The 21032-nt window shown below is 63.7% G+C and carries 20 protein-coding genes; 11 read left to right on the forward strand and 9 right to left on the reverse strand.

The annotated features are described in order from the left end of the window. Positions 1-25: 25 nt before the first annotated feature. Positions 26-757 (forward strand): transglutaminase-like cysteine peptidase, encoded by a 732-nt coding sequence (locus ABIB00_RS01550; protein ID WP_354103139.1) that lies wholly within the window; start codon positions 26-28, stop codon positions 755-757. Positions 758-862: 105 nt separating this feature from the next. Beyond that, entirely contained in the window at positions 863-1987 is a 1125-nt protein-coding gene (locus ABIB00_RS01555) for a lysozyme inhibitor LprI family protein (protein WP_354103140.1), read from the forward strand. A 164-nt stretch (positions 1988-2151) separates the two neighbouring features. On the opposite strand, the gene ABIB00_RS01560 is transcribed toward ABIB00_RS01555, so the two are convergent. The 6 genes from ABIB00_RS01560 to ABIB00_RS01585 form a co-directional block, all read right to left on the reverse strand. Further along, positions 2152-3351, reverse strand: coding sequence for an ABC transporter substrate-binding protein (locus ABIB00_RS01560; RefSeq protein ID WP_247344223.1), 1200 nt, complete (start codon positions 3349-3351; stop codon positions 2152-2154). 79 nt (positions 3352-3430) lie between these two features. After that, positions 3431-5269: an AMP-dependent synthetase/ligase gene (locus tag ABIB00_RS01565; protein WP_354103141.1), complete on the reverse strand. Its 1839-nt coding sequence runs from the start codon at positions 5267-5269 to the stop codon at positions 3431-3433. A gap of 149 nt (positions 5270-5418) precedes the next feature. Further along, the gene (locus tag ABIB00_RS01570) at positions 5419-6207 is read right to left on the reverse strand and encodes an ABC transporter ATP-binding protein (protein ID WP_354103142.1); all 789 of its coding nucleotides are present in this window, start codon (positions 6205-6207) and stop codon (positions 5419-5421) included. Between the two features lie 3 nt (positions 6208-6210). Further along, positions 6211-6969 (reverse strand): ABC transporter ATP-binding protein, encoded by a 759-nt coding sequence (locus tag ABIB00_RS01575; RefSeq protein WP_354103143.1) that lies wholly within the window; start codon positions 6967-6969, stop codon positions 6211-6213. After that, entirely contained in the window at positions 6966-8117 is a 1152-nt protein-coding gene (locus ABIB00_RS01580) for a branched-chain amino acid ABC transporter permease (RefSeq protein WP_354103144.1), read from the reverse strand. The genes ABIB00_RS01575 and ABIB00_RS01580 overlap by 4 nt, the downstream gene beginning before the upstream one ends. Before the next feature lie 5 nt (positions 8118-8122). Next, positions 8123-8998, reverse strand: a complete 876-nt coding sequence (locus ABIB00_RS01585; protein ID WP_354051374.1) for a branched-chain amino acid ABC transporter permease — start codon at positions 8996-8998, stop codon at positions 8123-8125. Between the two features lie 263 nt (positions 8999-9261). Between ABIB00_RS01585 and ABIB00_RS01590 the strand changes: the two genes are divergently transcribed. The 7 genes from ABIB00_RS01590 (at position 9262) to ABIB00_RS01620 (ending at position 14903) form a co-directional block, all read left to right on the forward strand. Next, complete coding sequence (locus ABIB00_RS01590; RefSeq protein ID WP_354103145.1) at positions 9262-10011, forward strand: ABC transporter ATP-binding protein; 750 nt, start codon at positions 9262-9264, stop codon at positions 10009-10011. Further along, positions 10008-11534 (forward strand): permease, encoded by a 1527-nt coding sequence (locus ABIB00_RS01595; protein WP_354103146.1) that lies wholly within the window; start codon positions 10008-10010, stop codon positions 11532-11534. The genes ABIB00_RS01590 and ABIB00_RS01595 overlap by 4 nt, the downstream gene beginning before the upstream one ends. Positions 11535-11621: 87 nt before the next feature. After that, positions 11622-11876 carry an AbrB/MazE/SpoVT family DNA-binding domain-containing protein gene (locus ABIB00_RS01600; RefSeq protein WP_354103147.1) on the forward strand — a complete coding sequence of 85 codons (255 nt, stop codon included), beginning with the start codon at positions 11622-11624 and terminating at the stop codon, positions 11874-11876. Further along, positions 11873-12277, forward strand: a complete 405-nt coding sequence (locus ABIB00_RS01605; RefSeq protein ID WP_354103148.1) for a type II toxin-antitoxin system VapC family toxin — start codon at positions 11873-11875, stop codon at positions 12275-12277. The genes ABIB00_RS01600 and ABIB00_RS01605 overlap by 4 nt, the downstream gene beginning before the upstream one ends. Before the next feature lie 59 nt (positions 12278-12336). Beyond that, positions 12337-13149: an MBL fold metallo-hydrolase gene (locus ABIB00_RS01610; protein ID WP_354103149.1), complete on the forward strand. Its 813-nt coding sequence runs from the start codon at positions 12337-12339 to the stop codon at positions 13147-13149. Positions 13150-13214: 65 nt separating this feature from the next. Then, positions 13215-13736, forward strand: coding sequence for a hypothetical protein (locus ABIB00_RS01615; RefSeq protein ID WP_354103150.1), 522 nt, complete (start codon positions 13215-13217; stop codon positions 13734-13736). Between the two features lie 117 nt (positions 13737-13853). Continuing rightward, complete coding sequence (locus ABIB00_RS01620) at positions 13854-14903, forward strand: amidohydrolase family protein (protein ID WP_354103151.1); 1050 nt, start codon at positions 13854-13856, stop codon at positions 14901-14903. Positions 14904-15000: 97 nt separating this feature from the next. On the opposite strand, the gene ABIB00_RS01625 is transcribed toward ABIB00_RS01620, so the two are convergent. Further along, the gene (locus ABIB00_RS01625; protein ID WP_247344256.1) at positions 15001-15456 is read right to left on the reverse strand and encodes a cupin domain-containing protein; all 456 of its coding nucleotides are present in this window, start codon (positions 15454-15456) and stop codon (positions 15001-15003) included. Positions 15457-15693: 237 nt separating this feature from the next. On the opposite strand from ABIB00_RS01625, the gene ABIB00_RS01630 reads away from it, so the two are divergent. Then, positions 15694-16248, forward strand: coding sequence for a hypothetical protein (locus ABIB00_RS01630; RefSeq protein ID WP_354103152.1), 555 nt, complete (start codon positions 15694-15696; stop codon positions 16246-16248). Between the two features lie 157 nt (positions 16249-16405). Here ABIB00_RS01630 and ABIB00_RS01635 read toward each other — a convergent pair whose 3' ends face one another. Together ABIB00_RS01635 and pcaB are read right to left on the reverse strand one after the other, a co-directional pair. Continuing rightward, a complete protein-coding gene (locus ABIB00_RS01635) occupies positions 16406-17662 on the reverse strand; it encodes an aminopeptidase (protein ID WP_354103153.1) in 1257 nt (418 codons plus the stop codon). Positions 17663-17775: 113 nt separating this feature from the next. Further along, positions 17776-19137 carry a 3-carboxy-cis,cis-muconate cycloisomerase gene (gene pcaB, locus ABIB00_RS01640; RefSeq protein ID WP_354103154.1) on the reverse strand — a complete coding sequence of 454 codons (1362 nt, stop codon included), beginning with the start codon at positions 19135-19137 and terminating at the stop codon, positions 17776-17778. 302 nt (positions 19138-19439) lie between these two features. Here pcaB and ABIB00_RS01645 point away from each other — a divergent pair, with 302 nt between their 5' ends. Then, positions 19440-20999, forward strand: coding sequence for a winged helix-turn-helix domain-containing protein (locus tag ABIB00_RS01645; RefSeq protein ID WP_354103155.1), 1560 nt, complete (start codon positions 19440-19442; stop codon positions 20997-20999). The last annotated feature ends 33 nt before the right edge of the window (positions 21000-21032 follow it).

Consider the following 21032-nt stretch of genomic DNA (forward strand, 5'->3'; position numbering starts at 1 on the left):
TGGCGAAGCCGGAAGGGGATGTCAGATGGAGACCGCTGCTCGCTCGCGCGCTTGGCGCGCAATTACTGTGCTGTGCGGATTGATCCTGCTCGGATCGGCCGCCGAGCTTCGCGCCGGCACGCTGCTGTCGCCGGGAGCCGGTGTCCTCGTGCGCAAATCCGCCGAGCCATTCGGCGTGTTCGCCTTCGCCACCTCCGCCGGCGACCTGCAACAGAAATGGTTCGCGCTGAAGTCCAGGCTCGATGACGACATGGTGCAGCTCGCGCTGTGCGACGGCGACCGGGACAATTGCGCTTCGCCCGCCGCGCTGAAACTGATCGCCATCGTCGACCAGGCCCGCAGCCGTGACGGACGCGCTCTGCTGGGCGAAACCAATCGCGCCATCAACCTGGCTATCCGTGCCGCCAATGACGGTTCTGAGGACGTCTGGAGCTCGCCGCTCGCGACCTTCGCGCGTGGCGCCGGCGATTGCGAGGACTATGCCATTGCCAAGCTCGCCGCCCTGCGGCTCGCGGGCGTTGCCGCCGAAGACCTTCGCATTGTCGTGGTGCGCGACGTCAGGGCCGGCGAAGAGCATGCGGTTGCCGCCGCACGGCTCGACGGCCATTGGCTGATGCTCGACAACCGCCGCATGGCAATGGTCGAGGACGACGCTGCACGGAGCTACCAGCCGCTGTTCGTGCTCTACCAGTCGGCCGTGATGAAATATGTCGACGAACCCGTGCGGTTCTCGATGATCGCCGCCGAGGCGCATTGAGTGATGTTGTAGCCCGGACGGAACGCAGCGAAATCCCGCCACAAAGCCATTTCGCCGCGCGATCCGGGACGCTAGCATGGCCGCGGCTATGCGGGGGCGACTGGAATGCGGTTCATCGTGCTGACTTTGCTTGCGCTGCTGGCTTTGCCGGCGGCACCGGGCTTCGCGCAATCAGGCACCTCCGACCGCTCCATCGCCGACAGGCTGCCGCTGTTCGCCAGGAACAACTGCCAGCAGATTCGCGATCCCGGTAATCAATTGTTCTGCGGTGATGCCGAGCTTGCCGCCGCCGCAGAGAAGCTGAGCACGGGAATCGAGGCGCGACTTGCCCGCCTGCCCGATCGCCTGCCTGGAATCGAGGAGAACGCGATCTGGATCCGCCAGCGCAACCTCGGTTGCGGCATCGTCGGCCAGACCGCAATCCGCACCGACGATTTCGACCGGGTGAAGGCATGCCTCCTCAAGGTGACCGAGGAGCGCGCAGCGATCGTGCGCGATCCGGATTTCGACTGTCTCGCGGCCAACACCGCAGCGGGTGCGCTGATCTGTGCGGACCCGTCGCTGGCGCTTGCCGAGACCGAATTGAACAGCCAGGTGCTCAGCCTGATCAGCAAGCTCGATCCGACAGCGGCACGCTTTGCCTTCGCCGAATATGGCCGGTGGACGCGGGAGCGCGATCGCAAATGCAATCTGGTCGGCAAGGAGAACGTGCCGCTCGGGGAGCTCGAGTCGGCGGAGGACTGTCTCGCCGGCTATCTCAAGCACAAGGCCGGCGAGATTGGCGCGGCGAAAGGCGATCCGAAAAAGGTGTTCGGCCGACAGGTCGTAGCCCGCTTGCCCGACACCGACGCCGTCGACTTCTGCGCCGCGCGAATCCACGCGGCCAATTCCTGCGGCAACTTCCTCCGCATCAACCGCGTCTACGCGCTCGACAGCCAGGTGACCGAGCAAGAGGCGCAGGTCACGGGCGAGATCGAGATGGTTGTGCTGGCGCCCTTCACCATGTGCAGCAAGGTCGCGTCCGCCTGCACGGGCACCTGCTGGGACGCCAGGACGGGTCGTCCACAGCCTGGCGGCGGCAACAAGGAGCGCTCCGCAGACGCCTTCAACGTCACACGCCGCCTCAGGATCCAGCGCACTTTTGCGTTTGTGAAAGCCGCCGACGGCTGGCGCTGCCGGGAAGACGAACTGGCCCCGGTGAATTCCGGCACCGCGGGCGGGGGATCGTGAATCGTCCTTAAAGAACGCCGACGCTTCGCATCGGCTATGGCACCGGATGAGGGGCAAGACTGTTCGCGAGGAGGGAACCTCTCACCCGGCTCGCCGCTTCGCGGCGATCCACCCTCTCCCGCAAGGGACGAGGGTGCACCGTTAGCGCCGCAAGAGCGATCCGATCAAAACATCAGATTGTCCTTCACCAGGACCCAGCGGCCGCCCTTGACCTGCTGCACCTGGGTGATGGTGTTGGCGAGGTGGTCGGTCTTGGAGAACTTGGTCGGCGGCGAGTTGAAGATGTCGAGGAACTTGTCGCCCGATTCCAGCGCGTCCAGCATCTTCTGGCCGGTCAGATCCTTGCCCGCCTTGTTGGCGTAGAACGCAAACGTCGTCACCGCGTTGTAGCCGATGATCGCCTGGGTGTTGGCATCGGTGTTGAACATCTTCTTGTAGTTGACGAGCCAGTCGTGGACCTTGCCCTTGGCGGTGTCCTCGTACGGAATCTCGAAGCCTGACGCTGCATAGAGACCCTCGACGGCGTCCTTGCCGAGCGCCGGCACTTCCAGCACGTTGGTCGGCGTCGCCCCCAGGAAGGTGACGTCCCAGCCGAGCTTCTTCGCCTCCGTCATGGCACCGATGGTTTCGCGGATCACGGTGCCGAGCACGACGAGATCGCAGCCGTCGGACTTCATCTTGGCGATCTGCGCGCTGAAGTCGGAGGCGCCGCGCTTGTAGCTCGTCACCGACGCCGGCTGCAGCTTCATGGCCGTCAATTGCTGGGTGAAGCCGTCGAGCACGTTCTTTCCGTACTCGTCGTCCTGGTGCATGATGCAGGGCTTCCCAAAATTCTTCCACTCCACCATGTATTTCAGCGCGGCGCGCGTGCTCTCGACGTAGGGCAAGAGGTTGTTGAACTTCAGCCGCTCCTGCGGCTTGGCCGGGTCGAACTTGAAGGTGAACTCGGCGGCGGTCAGCGGAAAGAGCTGGAGCACGCCGGCATCGAACAGGATGTCCTGCGCAGCCAGCGTCGGCGCCGATCCCATCGAGCCGATCATGACGAAGATCTTGTCGCGCTCGACCATCTTCTGCGAGGCCAGCACGCCCTTCTTCGGATCGTAGCCGTTGTCTTCGAGGATCATCCTGATCTTGCGTCCCTGGACGCCACCGGCCGCGTTGATTTCCTCGACGGCCATCTTCATGCCGTTGGAGACCGGCACGCCCCAGACCTTGATCGGCCCTGAAAGATCCTGATGGGTGCCGATGACGATCTCGGAGGCCGAGATGCCTTCATTGGTGACCTTGGTCTGCGCTGCGGCGGGCAGACTGGTGAGCACCACCGCGCCTACCGCAAAGCCGAACGCTCTCGACGATCTCGACATTGACGTCTCCTCTCCTTGGGGCCCGCATGATGCGAAGGGTGGGGGCCATCACTCCTTCGCTGTTTTCGAACGAGATTGGTCAAGCCACCGCCCGCGCGAGGTACATCGCCTCGATATCGGCGGCATAGCGCTTGTTCACGAAGCCGCGCTTCAGCTTCATGGTCGGCGTCAGCTCCTCGTCCTCCGGAGTGAGCTGGCGTTCGATCAGATAGAATTTCTTGATGGTTTCGACGCGGGCGAAATTGGCGTTGACCGCTTCGATCTCACGCCAGATCAGGTCCTGGATCTCCGTCGCGCGGCACAGGCTAGCATAATTGGTGAATGGGATGTCGTGGTCCTGGGCGAATTTCTCGACATTCTCCTGGTCGATCATCACGAGGCAGGTGAGGTACGGCCGCTTATCGCCGATCACCACGGAATCCGAGATGTAGGGCGAGAATTTCAACTGGTTCTCGATCTCGGACGGCGTGATGTTCTTGCCGCCGGAGGTGATGATGATGTCCTTCATCCGGTCGGTGATGCGGACGAAGCCTTCATTGTCGATGGTGCCGACGTCGCCGGTATGCAGCCAGCCGCGATGGTCGATGGTCTCGGCTGTCCTCTCCGGCTGGTTCAGATAGCCCATGAACAGGAAGTCGCCCTTGATCAAGATCTCGCCGTCGGGCGACAGCGCGACCTCACCCCAGGACACAGCCTTGCCGACCGAGCCAAGCTTGATCCGCTCCGCCGGCATCATGGTCGCGACGCCGCAATTCTCGGTCTGGCCGTAGAGCTCGTGGATGTCGATTCCGAGCGCGAGATACCAGCGGATCAGATCCGGTGCGATCGGCGCCGCGCCGGTGAAGGCGATGCGGCAACGGTCGAGCCCGATCATCCGGCGGATGTTGCGGAAGGCGAGCCGGTAAGCGATGCCGTTGGCGATGCGCAACGACAGCGGCGGCGCCTTTCCTTCGATCCTGCAATCGACGATGCGATAGCCGATGTCGATGGCGCGGCGGTAGACCCATTGCTGGAACGGCGTCGCATCCTTTAGCGCGATGGTGATGGCGGAATAGAACTTTTCCCAGATGCGCGGCACCGCGAGGAAGATGGTCGGCTGCACCTCGCGCAGATTGTCCGGCACGGTCTCCGGACTCTCGGCAAAATTCATCACCGAGCCGAGCGCGACCGAGATGTAATAGCCGCCGATCCGTTCGGCGACGTGGCAGAGCGGCAGGAAGATCAGCCGATCGTCGTCCTCCCGCGCCGGGATGAAATCGTTGGCGTGCCGCATCTGATGCGTGACGCTGCGGTTGGCGTGCATGGCGCCCTTGGGCGGACCCGTAGTGCCGGATGTATAGACGAGAACCGCGAGATCGCTGGCGCTGCGACTGTCGACCATCTCCTGCCACAGCGCCTCGCGGCCGGCCATGTGGTTGCGCCCGAGCGCGCGAAACTCGTCGAGCGACATCACCATGTCGTCGGAGAACCCGCTGAGGCCCTCCATGTCGAACACGATGACCTTTTGCAGAGACGGACAGCGCGCGCGGCAGGCCAGCACCTTGTCGAGCTGCTCCTCGTCCTCGGCGAAGATTACTTTGGTTCGGGAATCATTGACGAGGTATTCGACCTGGGACGACGCATCGGTCGGATAGATTCCGGAGGAGACGCCGCCGGCGCATAGAATGCCCATGTCGGCATGGACCCATTCCGGCACGGCGTTAGCGATGATGGAGGCGACGTCGCCGGGCCTGAAGTCGATGGCGTGCAGCGCGTAGGCGATCTCCTTCGATATCTCCAGCCATTCGCGCCAGCTCGTCGGCTGCCAGATCCCGAATTTCTTCTCGCGTATAGCTGGCCTGTCGCCCCGCGTCTCCGCGGCGCGCAAAAAGCTTTTCGCGATGGTGTCAGCGACCGTCAGCACCGCCTGTCGGGCCATGCACGTCTCCTCCTTGTCGCGTTCCCCTCCGCTGCCTGCCTTGCCGGCGGTCTATTGTTGCGGACGGGTATCCTGATCTAACGCCAAGTCTTGCTCCAACACCAAGTCTTGTTTCAATGCCAAGTCTTGTTTCAAAGCCAAGTCTTGCTCTAACGCCAAGTCTTCTTCTTCTTCCAGCGCCGCTCGCCTCGGGCGCCCGCTTCCTTGGCGCCAAGGTAGAATTCCTGGATGTCCTGGGAATGCATCAAGCGGTCGCAGGTGTCGTTCATCACGATCCGGCCGATCTCCAGCACATAGCCGTAATGCGCCGTCTCCAGCGCAACCTTGGCGTTCTGCTCGACCAGCAGGATCGACATGCCCCGCTCCTCGTTGACCCGGCGGATGATGGAGAAGATCTCCGTCACCAGCAGCGGCGACAGGCCGAGCGAGGGCTCGTCGAGCAGCAGCAGCGTCGGCCGGTTCATCAGCGCGCGGCCGATCGCGAGCATCTGCTGTTCGCCGCCGGAGAGCTGTCCGGCCGGTTGGTTGATGCGCTCCTTCAAACGCGGGAAATAGCCGTAGACACGCTCCAGATCTTCCGCAATGCCGTCACGATCCCTACGCGGATAGGCGCCCATCATCAGATTCTCGCGCACGGAGAGGAACGGAAACACCTCGCGCCCCTCCGGCACGTGGCTGAGGCCGAGCCGCACGATCCTGTCCGCCTCCATGCGTTGGATCGGCCTGCCCATGAACTCGATGGCGCCCTTCTGCGGATCGAGAATGCCGGAGATGGTCTTCAGCACCGTGGTCTTGCCAGCGCCGTTGGCGCCCAGCAGCGTGACGATACGGCCGCGCGGCACCTCCAGCGAGATGCCGCGGATCGCCATGATCGGCCCGTAATAGCTCTCGATGTTGGAGAGCTTCAAGATGATATCGGGCATGACGGCGGCGTCCATGCGTCAGGCTCCCAAATACGCGGCGACGACGTCAGGGTGCTGCTGCACTTCGGCGGGGGAGCCCGTGGCCAGCACCCGGCCGTAGTTCAGCGCAATGACGCGGTCGGAGACGCGGTTGACCAGCGACATGTCGTGCTCGACCATGAGCACGGTGACGCCGAGATCGGTTTTCAGGTCGCGGATCCAGAACGACATGTCGTCGGTCTCCTCGACGTTGAGGCCCGAGGACGGCTCGTCAAGCAGGATCAGCTTCGGCTCCGAGCACAGCGCGCGCGCAAGCTCGATCACCTTGCGCACGCCGTAAGGAAGGCCCGAGATCAGCTTGTCGCGATAGGGCTCGAGATCGAGGAATTCGATCACCTGCTCCACCCTGCGGCGATGCAGCTTCTCGCCCGCGCGCACGCTTGGCAGGAACAACAGCTCCTGCCAGAGCTGCGTGGTCGAATGCCGGTGGCGGCCGACCAAAAGGTTCGACAGCACGGTGGCATTCTCGAACAGCTCGATGTTCTGGAAAGTACGGGCGATGCCGAGCCTTGCGATGTCGTAGGGCGGCTGCTCGGTGATATCCTGGTCCTCGAAGAAGATGCGGCCCGAGGTCGGCCGGTAGATCCGCGAGATCAAATTGAAGATCGAGCTCTTGCCGGCGCCGTTGGGTCCGATGATCGAGAGGATCTCGCCCCTCTCCACCGCGAACGACACCGCATCGACCGCCTTCAGCCCGCCGAAATGCAGCGACAGATTCTCTGCGCGAAAATAGCTCATCGGTTGCGCTCCGACTTCACGTAGATCTTCTGCCGCTTGAAGGTGGCGCGCTTGTAGAGTGGGAACAGCTGGAAGAAGAGTTTTATCTTCAGCCAGCGGCCGTAGAGCCCGAGCGGCTCGAACAGCACGAACAATACGATAATGATGCCGTAGATCGCGCCTTTCAGGCCGTTGAGCGAGGCGAAGGCCGCGACCTTGGACTGGACGTTGGCCGCGCCTTGCGCGCCTGCTCCGAACGCCGCGGCAATGCCGGCGATGATGCCGGGCATGTCGTCCTTGAGGTAGGTCAGGAACGGATCGATCATCACGATGAAGATCGCCCCCAACACCGCGCCGTGCAGGCTGAAGGTGCCGCCGATCAGGATCACGATGATGAACTCGATCGAGAGCTGCAGCGTGAACATCTCCGGTGAGATGAAGGAGAGCTTGTGCGCGAACAGCACGCCGGCGAAGCCGGTGATCGCCGCCGAGATCGCAAAGGATTTGACTTTGTACAGCGCGACATTGACGCCCATGCTGCGCGCCGCGGTCTCACTGTCGCGGATCGCGACGAAGGCGCGCCCGGTCGGCGAACGCAGCAAATTGAGCGTGCCGACGATGGTCAGCACCAGCACGGCAAGGCAGAGAAAATAGAAGGTCGGGCTGTCGCGCGAGACTGTGACCCCAAACAGCGCCACCGCCTTGATCCGCATGCCCTCGTTGCCGTTGGTGACGCTCTCCCAGCGCGCCAGGATCTCTTCGACAATGAAGGCGAAGGAGATGGTGGCGATGACGAGATAAATGCCTTGCAGCCGCAGCGCGGGGAAGCCGACCAGCGCACCGATCAGACCGGTCAGGAGCCCGGCCGCGAGGAAATAGACCGGGAACGGCACTCCATATTTCTGCAAGTACGCCGCCGTATAGGCGCCGATCGCGAGAAACGCCGCATGGCCGAGCGAGGCCTGCCCGGTGAAGCCCGTCAAAATCAGCAGCGCCACACCGACGGTCGCATAGATGCAGACGAAGACGAGCTGGCTCATCAGATAGCTGGAGAGCACATAGGGCGCGATCAGCAGCACGGCCAGCAGAAGACCGTATGAGACGAAATAGCCCGAGTGCGGGAACAGCTTGATGTCGTCTTCATAGTCGGTCTTGAACAGGAAGCGCATGGCGTTCAGACCTTCTTGCGGACGTGACGGCCGAACAGGCCTTCGGGCTTCAGCAGGAGCACGGCGAGCAGCACGATGTAGGGCGCGACGTCCTTCCAGCCCTCGACCAGATAGAAGCCGGCCATGCTCTCGATGACGCCGATCAGGACGCCGCCGACGACGGCGCCGGGGATCGAGCCGAACCCGCCGAGCACGGCGGCCGGGAACGCCTTCAGGCCAAGCACCAGACCGACATTGGAATGGATGAAGGTGATCGGCGCCAGCAGCACGCCGGCGCAGGTCGCAACCGCCGCGCTGATCGCCCAGACGATCGACACCACGCGCTTGACCGGGATGCCCATGTAATAGGCTGCCAGCATGTTCTCGGAACTGGCGCGCATCGCGGTGCCGAGCATGGTCTTGTTGAAGAACAGCCAGAGCAGCGTGCAGAGGATGACGGTGGCCGCGATCACCGACAGCTTGTCGTAGGCGAGCACCAGCGAACCAATGCGCAGCACGCCCTGGCTGAACGGCGTGTCGATCTTGAAATCGTCGGTGCCCCAGATCATGCCGGCGACCGAGCGCAGGAAATAGCCGAGCCCGATGGTCGCCATGATGATGGAGAATTGCGGATAGCCGAGTATCGGCCGCACCACCACGCGCTCGGCCAGCATGCCGAACAGCGCCATCGCTGCCACCGCGCCGGCAAAGCCGACCCAGTAGTTCAGGCCCAACATGCCGATGAAGGTGAAGGCGAAGAAGCCGCCCAGCATCATCAAATCGCCCTGGGCGAAATTGACGACCTCGGTGGCCTTGTAGACGAGCACGAAACCGAGCGCGATCAGGCCGTAGACGCAGCCGAGCGCAACACCGCTGACCAGCTGCTGAACGAAATCCAGCATCGTTGCGCATCCTCCCGATACAACCGGCGGTTCTTCCTGACCGCCTTGCCGCATCTTGTGTTCAGTCGCTACGCAGTCGTTTCGCCGCGTTCGCGCCATTCGTCCCTTGGCCAATTCAGCCTGAACCGCCAAGCGCTGTCAACAAACGGTGACTTGCCTTTAGTCCAATCCGGATGACGGAATTTGCGGCAGCGCGATTCACGGTGCCGAAACATCTTCGGATCATGGTCGCGAGCGATGCAAAACCGCAAAGTGTGGCCGTCATGAAGCCGGACGACTCGGCGCTCGAAGTCCTGGGGTTAACGAAGCGTTTTGACCGCCTGGCGGTCGATAGCCTCGATCTCACCATCCATGCCGGCGAATTCTATGCGCTGGTCGGCCCCAATGGCGCCGGCAAGACCACCACTTTGCGCATGGTTGCCGGCTTGCTGCGGCCCGATGCCGGCGCGGTCTCGATCTTCGGCATCGATGCGCTCCAAAACCCCGTCGCCGCCAAGCAGGTGATGGCGTGGGTCTCCGACGAGCCCATGATCTACGACAAGCTCACCCCGCTCGAATATCTCGAATTCGTCGCCGGTCTGTGGGGCATCGCACCGTCGGTCTCGGAACCGATCGCCGAGGGGCTGCTCGCCTCGCTCGGGCTCGAGCCGCACCGGCACGAACGCTGCGAGGGCTTTTCCAAGGGCATGCGCCAGAAGGTCGCTCTCGCCGGCGCACTGGTGCACGATCCCCGCCTCATCATTCTCGACGAGCCGCTGACGGGACTGGACGCCGTCTCCGCCCGCCACGTGAAGGGATTGCTGAGCGATCGCGTGCGCGCCGGCTGCACCGTCATCATGACCACGCATATCCTTGAGGTCGCCGAACGCATGGCCGACCGCATCGGCGTGATCGCAGCCGGGCGCCTGGTCGCGGAGGGCACGCTGACCGAGCTGCGCCAGCAGAACGGCCACGCCGACACCAGCCTGGAAGATCTCTTCATCGCGCTGGTGACGCTGCAGGAAGCCGCATGAGTTCGGCCACCGCGCTCTCCTGGTTTGCCCGCCACGAGCTCCGGCTCGCCTGGCGCGAATGGTTCGCCATGATGACCGGCGGGCGGCGCAAACGGGCTCGTGTCGCGGTGATCGGCCTGCTGTTGTTCGCGGCGCTGCTGCACGTGCCGGCCTGGGCGGTGATCGGCCGCTTCGCGGACCTGGAACTGCCGCTCGACAAATCCTCGCTGATCGTGATCTCGGCGACCATCTTTCTCGCCTGGACGCTGATGCTGTCACAGGCGATCGAATCGGTGACGCGGGTGTTTTACGCCCGCGCCGATCTCGACCTCATCATGTCCTCGCCCGCGACGCTGGCCAATCTGTTCTCGGTGCGCATCGCCGCGATCGCGCTCACCGTCACGGTGATAGCGCTGCTGTTCTCCACGCCCTTCATCGACGTGCTGGTGTTCGGGGGCGGCGCACGCTGGCTTGCGGCGTTCGGCCTCGTCGTCGCCATGGGCCTGTCGGCCGCGGCGATCGCGATTGCCGTCACCATCCTGCTGTTCCGCCTGATCGGCCCGGCGCGGACACGGTTCGTCGCGCAGATCCTCGCCGCGATCATCGGCGCCGGCTTCGTGATCGCGCTCCAGGTCGCGGCAATCATGTCCTACGGCACGTTGTCGCGCTTCACCATCCTGACCTCGGGTAGCGTGGCTGACCATGCCCCCGACGTCGACAGCATCTGGTGGTGGCCGGCGCGCGCGGCCATCGGCGACAGCGAAGCGCTGCTGCTGCTTCTGGCGCTCGGCCTCGTGCTGCTCGGGAGCGTCATGGCGATCTTCTCGGGCCGCTTTGCAGACACCGCGATCGATGCCGCCGCCTATGGCGCGTCCGGCCGCACAAGCGCGAAGGAGCGCCCGTTCCGCGGCGGGTCGCGGCAGCACGCGCTGCGGCGCAAGGAGTTTTCGCTGCTGTGGCGCGATCCCTGGCTGATCTCGCAGACCCTGATGCAGCTGCTCTATCTGGTGCCGCCGGCGCTGCTGCTCTGGCGCAGCTTTGCCGACAGCTCGGCGGCGCTGACGCTGATCACGCCCGTCATCGTCATGGCGGCGGGACAACTCGCCGGCGGGCTCGCCTGGCTGACGATCTCGGGCGAGGACGCGCCTGATCTGGTCGCGACCGCGCCGCTAACTTCGTCCAGCGTCATCCGCGCCAAGATCGAAGTGGTGCTGATCGCGATTGCCGGCATCTTCTGCCCGCTGATCGCCGCGCTCGCTTTCGTCTCGCCGTTCCAGGCCGCGGTCAGCGCCGGCGCGGTCATCGTCAGCGCGGCGTCCGCGACCGCGATCCAGCTCTGGTTCCGGGTGCAGGCCCGGCGCAGCCAATTCCGCCGCCGCCAGACTTCCTCCCGGCTTGCGACCTTCGCGGAGGCGTTCTCCTCGATCGGCTGGGCTGCCAGCGCAGCGCTGCTGCTCGCGCTGCCCATCGCCGGTCTCGTCAGCGGCCTGATCACCGCAGGCCTGGTCGCCATCACCTGGAAGTTCAGCCCAAGGCGTGAATAATTAGAAGGCGGGAGTGAAGGCGGCCTCCCTTGAAAGTAAGGATAAATTGCCTTACTTATCGAAGATCTCAAGGATTGAAGGAATCCCATGAGCACGCTCACCGTCACGGCAAAGGGGCAGGTTACGCTGCGGAAAGACCTCCTGGAGCACCTTGGTGTGCATCCGGGCGACAAGATTTCGATAGAAAAGCTTCCTGGGGGGCGAGTTGAGGTGAAGGCAGTTCGGCCCACCGGGAATATCTCGAATGCCTTCGGCTTCCTCAAAGGAAAGACGAACGGTCGATCGCTCTCGATCGGGGAGATGAACGCGGTCATTGCTGATGGCTGGGCCGGCAAGCGATGAAGATAACACCCGACACCAACGTCTTGGTGCGGGTGTTGGTCGGCGATGATGCCGAACAGAGCAAGTTGGCCGAAGCCCTTCTGGAGAACGCGGACCTAATAGCCATCTCGATTCCCGCATTATGCGAGTTAGCTTGGGTCCTCTCACGAGGCTACAAAACCTCTGCTGGAAATATCGCGGCTTCGATCCGGCACTTGATCAATGCCTCCAATGTGGTCGTCAACCGGCCCGTAGCTGAGGCTGGATTAGCGCTCCTCGACGCCGGGGGCGATTTTGCCGATGGCGTCATCGCCCACGAAGGCAATTGGCTTGGGGCCGATACTTTCGTGTCGTTCGACAAAAAGGCCGTGAAACTGATCGAGGCGAGCGGCGGAATGGCGCGGCTCGCCAGCACCACATGACGCGAGGATAATTCGTAGATACACTCATCAGATCGTCGATAAGCGGCGGACGGTTCCTGATGTCTCGACTATTGCTGACGGTCTGTGCGCTTCTCGGTTGGCTGGTAACACCTGCCTTCGCCCAGCAGCCTCAGCGCAGCGAATGCCTGGCGATGGCGAATGCGGCCCCCCGCGTGACGCCTGTCGCGTTCCGGCAGGCCGCGGCCTCGGCTGAAGTCCAGATCACCTATGCCGGCCATTCCACCTATTTCATCGACACGCCCGGCGGCTTGCGCATCGCCACCGATTATAGCGGCGCCTATCAGGTGGGACGGCTGCCCGATGTCGCCACCATGAACCGGGCCCACAGCACGCATTACTCTCTGCATCCCGACAGGCGCATTCCTCATGTGCTGCATGGCTGGGGCGAGGACGGCAAGCCGGCGCTGGTTTCGGAGCGCATCGGCGACACCTTCATCCGCAATGTCACCACCGACATCCGCCGCTATTTCGGCGACGATTCCGGCGCCGACATGATCCGCGACGGCAATTCGATCTTCATCTTCGAGGTCGCGGGCCTCTGCATCGGCCATCTCGGCCATCTCCACCACAAGCTCGACGACAGCCATTTTGCCCAGATCGGGCGGCTCGACATCGTGATGGTGCCGATCGACGGCACCTACACCATGTCGCTCGACGGCGTCTCCGAGATCACCAAGCGGCTGCGCGCCTCGGTGGTGCTGCCGATGCACCGCTTCGCGACCCCGCTCGACGAGTTTATGCACCTCATCGGCCAACAGTTCGAGATCGACCGGCGCATGGAGCGAAGTTTCCGGATGTCGCGGGATGCGCTGCCGTCGAAGCCGACGGTGATTATCCTCGACGGCGTCTGACGCGCAATTTTCTCCAAGCCGGCCATCGGCCGGCCGTGCTGGTCTCCTGAACAGAGGAGATCGACATGACAGACTTTGCGAGATTATTGCATGCGGACGGACCGAACCCCGAGCACGCGGCGGCGCTCCAGCTTTATGGCCGCTTCGTCGGCGATTGGGACGCCGAGATCAGCGCCCATGGCCCCCACGGAACGAAACACACCGCGTCCGGCGAAATCCATTTCGGCTGGGTGCTGGAGGGCCGCGCCGTGCAGGACGTCTGGATCATCCCGCGCCCGACAGGCAGCCCGGCCTTGCCGATCGCCGGCAATTGGTACGGCACCACGCTGCGGGTCTACGATCCGACCATCGACGCATGGCGGATTTCCTGGTTCGATCCCGGCCGTAGCGTGTTCCGCCAACAGATCGGCCGTCCGCGCGGCGAGGACATCGTGCAGGAAGGCACGACCGAAGCCGGCGACCTGACGCGCTGGAGTTTTACGGAGATCACCGCCGATTTCTTCCACTGGCTCGGCGAGGTCAGGCAGGCCACCGCAACCGACTGGCGGCTGGTGGTCGACGTGAGGGCGAAGCGGCGCAGGTTTTGAGGACGGCGCCGCTGTGCCCGCGATGACGGGTGCGGTTGCGCAACGCGCGCTGCTGCGTGCGAGGACGAGGTGCTAGGCTCCCAGAACAAGAAGCATACATCAGGGGAGCGAACGCCGATGGTTGCAAGCGGTCTGCCCGCCAACACGAGCGGGTTATTCGTCGAGCCGCGCGAGGACTGGCTCGCGCTGCATCGGGAGGAGATCATCGATCCCTTGCGGCCGATCGTCGATCCCCATCACCATCTCTGGAATCGCGGACACCGCTATCTGATCGAGGAGATGGCAGCCGATGTCGCCTCCGGCCACAACATCATCGCCACCGTCTATGTCGACTGCCGCTCGATGTATCGCGCGCACGGGCCCGAAGCATTCCGGCCCGTCGGCGAGGTCGAGTTCGCCAACGGCGTGGCCGCGATGAGCGCGAGCGGCGGTTACGGCAAGGCCGCGATCTGCGCCGGCATCGTCAGTCACGCCAATCTTCTGCTCGGCGACGCCGCAAAGCCGGTGCTGGAGGCCGAGATCGCCGCGGGCAACGGTCGCTTCCGCGGCATCCGGCATTCCTCGGCCTGGGACGAAGACCCCGCCGTCGCCGGCATGTATGCGAACCGGCCGAAGGGATTGTTGCAGGACCCGACGTTCCGCAAAGGCTTTGCCTGCCTCGCGCCGCTGAACCTCAGCTTCGATGCCTGGTTGTTTCATCCGCAGATCGGCGAGCTGACCGAACTTGCCCGCGCCTTCCCCGACACCAGGATCGTGCTCGACCATTGCGGCGGTCCGGCCGGAATCGGCCGCTTTGGCGGGCGGCGCGAGGAGGTGTTTCCGCAGTGGCGCGCCTCGATCCGGGAGATCGCGAAATGCGAGAACGTGGTGGTGAAGCTCGGCGGGCTCGCAATGTGTTTGCTCGGCCACGACTTCCATTTACGCGACAAGCCACCGTCATCCGAGGAACTCGCCGCGGCATGGCGGCCCTATGTCGAGACCTGCATCGAGTCATTCGGGGTGAAGCGCGCAATGTTCGAGAGCAATTTCCCGCCGGACAAAGGCCAGTGCAGCTACCAGGTGATCTTCAACGCCTTCAAGCGCATCGCCGCGCCCTTGAGCGAGACCGAGAAGACGGCGCTATTCTCGCAGACCGCGAGCGACTTCTACCGGCTCGATTTGCCATGAAAAGGTTTGCGCCATGACGGAAAGAGGGGCCGGGATGTTGATCCCGACCCCTCTTCCGTCGTAGCCGCTGGGAAGCGTCCTTGAAACTGTTTGAGTGCTAACCGGCGCCCATCAGCGAGGCGGGGCGGCGCTCGCCGGCGGAGACGAACATCCGCTTAAGCCTGTTGACGACGCGGATCAGGAAACCGATCATCGCGGGATTGGTCTTGCGGCAGAAGGCGATCTTCTTGACGTGGCCTTCGACGTGCCACTTGGCATGCGCGCCGTCGCGGAAGAAAATGACGTCGCCTGGGCCGTAGCGCTTCGGCGGCATGCCGTCGCTTTCGAGCACGATCGATCCTTCCATGATCATGATCGTCTCGTCGATATCGTAGTACCAGTTGAAGCGCCCTTCGGTGCAAGCCCAGATGATGGTCGAAGCGGTACCATCGGAGCTGGTGGACAGGACGCGCGAGCGCGACACCGGGTTGCCCTCGATGATCCAGGACGGCTCGATCGGCCGCAGCTCGAGGTCCACACTGCAACTACCGATTTCAATCAATGAGCGCGACATCTTTTTCCCCTGGGAATAAAATATGACCGGCCGGGCTCGGCCCGGATTGTTTCAAAAGATGTTGGAACGCTAATAGCCGGCTTTTAATTCTTTCTTACGCGGGCCTCGACAATCAGCCGCAAGTTGCAGACCCGAAGCGGTTAACGTCGCGATTCCCCTGCATTTTCGTGCACATGAACCCACTTTTTCCGGGGTGCGACAAAGTGCGCGAACGTGACAATCGAAGGAGCCATGCCGATGCCCCTCACCCCGGAGGTCCTGATAGCCCAAGGCGAATCCGTCGCCTGGCTCGGCAGCCTCGACGTCTCCTTCACAACCGACGAGGAGCCCTGGTTCACCGTCGACGGCATCGACAGCCCCCGGCAGATCGGCAGTGACGGCTCCGGCGGCGCGTTCGTGCTGCTGCCGTCGCAGAATGTGCTCTACGTCTCATCGGAAGGCCGCGCGGGAATTATCGCGGAGAGTTTCGAGGCTTTCGTGCAGCTCGTCATCGCGCGCCCCTATTGGCTCGACATCCTCAAATTTTCCGCCGGCGGCGACCTCCCGGAGATGCGGCATGCGGCCGATGAGCTGGAGGCGACGCTCGACGACGAGGACGACGTCAACGAGGCCCGCGAGGAAATCCGCAGGGGCCTCGACTTGCCCGACTCGAGCGATCCGGTCGGTGCGCTCTACGACGCGGTGGCGGCTTCCGACGCCATCGTCCGGGCCACCGACGGCAGCCCGTTCACGACGCTGTTCAACCGCTTCAGTATCGACAATAGCCCGATGCTGCGCAACGCGGCGGCGTGAGAGGGGCTTGAGGGTACTTGTCCGGCCTGCATGGTTCGAGACACGCCGTAACGCGGCGCTCCTCACCATGAGGGTCTAAGATGTCGCAACGAAGCAAGACCTCATCCTGAGGAGCCCGCCAATGGCGGGCGTCTCGAAGGATGGGCCGCAAGACGCGTTACTTCGCCCATTCGCCCTTGCGAAACACCGGCACCTTGCTTCCGTCGGCGAGAATGCCGTCGATGTCGGTCTCGGCCGAGCCGATCATCCAGTCGATATGGATCAGGCTCTGGTTGCCGCCCTGCGCGGCGATTTGCTGCGGCGTGAGCTGCGCGCCGTTGACGAAGCACTTCGAATAGCATTGGCCGAGCGCGATGTGCGAGGCCGCATTCTCGTCGAACAGCGTGTTGTAGAACAACAGCCCGCTCTGCGAGATCGGCGACGAATGCGGCACCAGCGCGACTTCGCCGAGACGGCGCGCGCCCTCGTCGGTGTCCAGCACCTTGTTCAGCACCTCCGCGCCGCGCGAGGCTTTTGCGTCGACGATCCTGCCGTCCTCGAAGCGCACCGCGATGTTGTCGATCAGCGTGCCCTGGTAGGACAGCGGCTTCGAGCTCACGACATGGCCGTAGACCCGCCGGCAATGCGGCGTGGTGAAAACCTCTTCAGTCGGAATGTTGGCGTTGCAGCTGATTCCGTTCTTGGACAGCGAGGCGCCGCCCTCCCACTCGTGTCCGTCGGCAAGCCCGATGGTGAGGTCGGTGCCGGGACCTGAATATTGCAGCGCGCGAAAATGCTGGCCATTGAGCCAGTTGGTGCGTTCACGCAGCACCGCATTGTGGCTCGCCCAATTGCCCATCGCGTCCTCGCGGTCGACGCGCGAAGCGGCAAAGATCGCATCCGCCAGCTTGCCGATCGCAACGTCTTCCGGATCGTTCGGAAACACCTGCTTCGCCCAGGACGGGCTGGGATAGGCGATGATGTTCCAGTTGGTGTCGAAATTGACGATTTTCTCCAGCGCCGGCTGATAGGCCATCGAATTGGCCTTGCTGGCGCGCGCCACCTTGGACGGATCTTCGTCCGACAGCAGCATCGGATTGTCCCCGACGATGGCGAGCCGCGCCGTGTTATTGGAGAATGCCTTCGCCATGCCATCATAGAGCCAGTTGGCGGCGCGATCGAAGCTGTTGTCGTGGCCGTGGCGGTACCGCGCCAGCGTCATCTCTTCGTCGGAGAGTATCGGCGTCACGATGCCGGCGCCGGCTTTGTAGGCATGCACGGCGATCCGCCGCACCAGCGGCAACGCGATCGCGGGCGCCGTCAAAAGCAAATCCTGGCCCGGCCGCAAGCCCAGGCCCACCTTCACCGCCACCTCGGCCAGCCGGTCGAGCTTCACGGGATCGATGGGAGGGGAGGTGATGCGTTGATCAGTCATGCCAGATCCTCTGCCGAACGTCTCTCACTCAATCTAAGTCTAGCATCGCGAGACACAAGTGTGCGAGTGCCTTGCGACACGCCAAAGATACGCAGTTTCACGCATTTTGGTTTTCAACGCGTTGCCGATTTCAGCACCCGGTCGACCATGGCGGGAGCAAGGCCGAGGTAATTTTTCGGTGATGTGAGCGCCTCGATCGTGGCACGGTCGATTCTGGCAGAGACACGGGCGTCGGACGAGAGCGCGTCCGCCAGCGTCAGGCCGTTCTCATTGGCGAGCCGGCAGGCGTCATAGACCACGTCATGCGCCTCCTGCCGCCCGATCTGCGGCGCGAGCCCCATCATGACCGCTTCGGCCACGATCAGACCGCGGCTGACGCCGAGATTCTCGTTCATCTTGCTTTCGTCCACGATGAGGCCGGCGAGCGCGAACTTCGCCTGGTACAAGGCGCCGGCGGTCAGCACGAAGCTTTCCGGGATCGCCATCCATTCGGCGTGCCACGGCCCGGTGGCGCGCTCGAAATCCTGCACCATGGCATCCAGCATGAGGCCGGCGTGCTGGCGCACCGCCTTGGACGCAGCGAGCATCAGTTCCGAGGAGATCGGGTTGCGCTTCTGCGGCATGGTCGAAGAAGCGCCGCGCCCCTTGACGAAGGGCTCGTAAACCTCGCCGAATTCGGTCGAGGCCATGATCATGATGTCGAGCGCGATCTTGCCGAGCGAGCCGGTGACGAGTGCGAGAAAGTTCACGGTCTCGGCAAAGCCGTCGCGTGCGACGTGCCAGGTCGAGGCGGGAACGCCGAGCTTCAGCTCGGCGCAGAGCGCTTCCTGCACCTCAAAGCCCTTGTCGCCGAGCGAGGCCAGCGTGCCGGCCGCGCCGGCGAACTGGCCGACCAGGACGCGCGGCTTCAATTGTGCCAGACGTTCGGCGTGGCGGTCGAACATCGCAAGCCAGATCGCGGTCTTGTAGCCGAAGGTGACCGGCAGTGCGTGCTGGAGATGGGTGCGGCCCGCCATCGGCGTGTCGCGGTAGCGCTTCGAGATGTCAGCGAGGATCTTGCGCAGGGCGGCGACGTCCTGTTCGACGATCTCAAGCCCGGCGCGCAGTTGCAGCACCACGGCGGTGTCCATGATGTCCTGCGTGGTCGCACCCCAATGCACATAGCGGCCGGCCTCGCCGCATTGCTTCACCATCTGATGCACCAGGGGCAAGATCGGATAGCCGACGACATCGGTCTCCTGCCGCAACAGGTCGAAATCGAGTGCGGCAACATCGGTCCGCGCCGCGATCTGATCGGCGGCATCCTGCGGGATCACCCCGCACTTCGCTTCCGCCTTCGCCAGCGCCACTTCGACCTCGGCATAGCGCGCGACCGTCGCAACGTCGGAAAACACCTCCCGCATCTGCGGCGTACCGAAGGCATCGCGGAACAAGATGGAATCGAGCACGGTGGTCGAGGCGGGAAAAGCGGGCATGAGCGTTTCTTCGTGGTTTGTGTTCTGTGTGAGGCAGCTTACGCAGACGGAGCTGTTCGGCAATGGACAAAGCCCCCTACTCCCGTCATTCCGGGGCGGGCGTAGCCCGGTGCATCCGGTCGCGACCATCCGGCTTTAATCGCCACATTCTCGTTGAAGTTGCATTCCTCCTCATAAACCGCATGGCAGCCATCACGCGATCGTGGTGAACCGGGCAGGCCCCTCGGCGGACTCACAGACTTCAGTCAAATCCGTTTTGATTTTATTATTGCCGATGTCATTGTAAGGTCTGAGTCTTCGACGTGCAGTTTCTGTTCCGGGATCATCTGCTCGATACCGACTTGCGCGAACTGAGCCGCGAGCAGGTTCCAGTTGCCGTGGAGCCGCAGGTCTTCGATCTCGTCGTCCACCTCATGGAGAACCGCGACCGGGTGGTCAGCAAGGACGAGCTTATCGACAAGATCTGGCACGGGCGCAGCGTCTCCGAATCCACTCTGACCAGCCGGATCAATGCGGCACGCAAGGCGGTCGGCGACAGCGGCGCGAGCCAGGCACTGATCCGTACCATCTCACGCAAGGGTTTTCGTTTCGTCGGCGATGTCGAGACCAAGCGTGGGGCGACCGCTCCGGAACCCGGTTTCGGCGCGAAGGTTCTGCAGGCCCCGCTCGCACTACCGGACCGGCCGGCGATCGCGGTGCTGCCCTTCACCAACATGAGCGGCGACCGCGAGCAGGATTATTTCTCCGACGGGATCAGCGAGGACATCATCACAGCGCTGTCGAAGCTGCGCTGGTTCTTCGTCGTCGCGCGCAACTCCTCCTTCGTCTACAAGGGCCGCGCCGTGCACATGCACGAGGTCGCGCGAGATCTCGGCGTGCGCTACGTGCTCGAAGGCAGCGTGCGGCGGAGCGGCGATCGCGTGCGCATCTCCGCGCAGCTCAACGACGTCTCGACCGGCAGCCATCTCTGGGCCGAACGATACGATCGCGAGCTTGCCGACATCTTCGCCGTGCAGGACGAGATCACCGAGGCGATCGTCGCCGCGATCGAGCCGCAGCTCTATACCGCCGAAAGTTTTCGCGCCCAGCAGAAGCCGCCGGGAAGCCTGGATGCCTGGGACCTCGTGATGCGCGCCTTGTCGCATTACTGGCGCATCACCCGCGAGGACAATGCCGCCGCGCAAGAACTGCTCGAAAAGGCCGTCGCGCTCGATCCCGCCTATGGCAAGGCGCTCGGCCTGCTCGCGACCAGCCACATCTTCGGCGCGCATATGGGCTGGGCCGGCATGGCCGCGACCGTGCCGGTCGCCGAGCGCGCGGCGCTCGCGGCGGTGGAGGCCGATCGTGAGGATGCCTGGGCCCATCACGGCCTCGCTTATACTTATCTATTCCGCCGCCGTTTCGACGACGCGCTGGCGGAATTCGAGCTGACGCTGGAGCTCAATCCGAACTTTGCGATGGCGCACGCCTTCCACGGCGTGACGCTGTGCTACGCGGGACGATGGCAGGACGGCGATGCCGCCGCGCGCCGCGCGCTGCGGCTCAGCCCGCGCGATCCGCTCGCGGCGATCTATTGCGGCGTTGCCGCCTATGCCCGTTTCATCGGCCACGACTACGAAGGCGCCACGCAGATGGCGCGCGAATCGATGCGGCAGCGCGCCGATTTCGTCGGCGCGCATCGCGTGCTGACGGCCGCCGCCGGAATGTCAGGGGATTCCACGCTCGCGGCTTCCGCACTGGAAGGCCTGCGCCGCGCCCAACCCGGCATCTCGCTCGCCTGGATCACGCGCGAGCTGCCGATGCTGCGGGAAGAGGATCGCGAGCATTACCTCGAGGGATTGCGGCGCGCAGGGATGAGGTAGCTAACCTCTCCTCTCCTCTCCCGCTTGCGAGGA

The sequence above is a fragment of the Bradyrhizobium sp. LB14.3 genome, from assembly GCF_040547985.1.
Classification (GTDB): Bacteria; Pseudomonadota; Alphaproteobacteria; order Rhizobiales; family Xanthobacteraceae; genus Bradyrhizobium.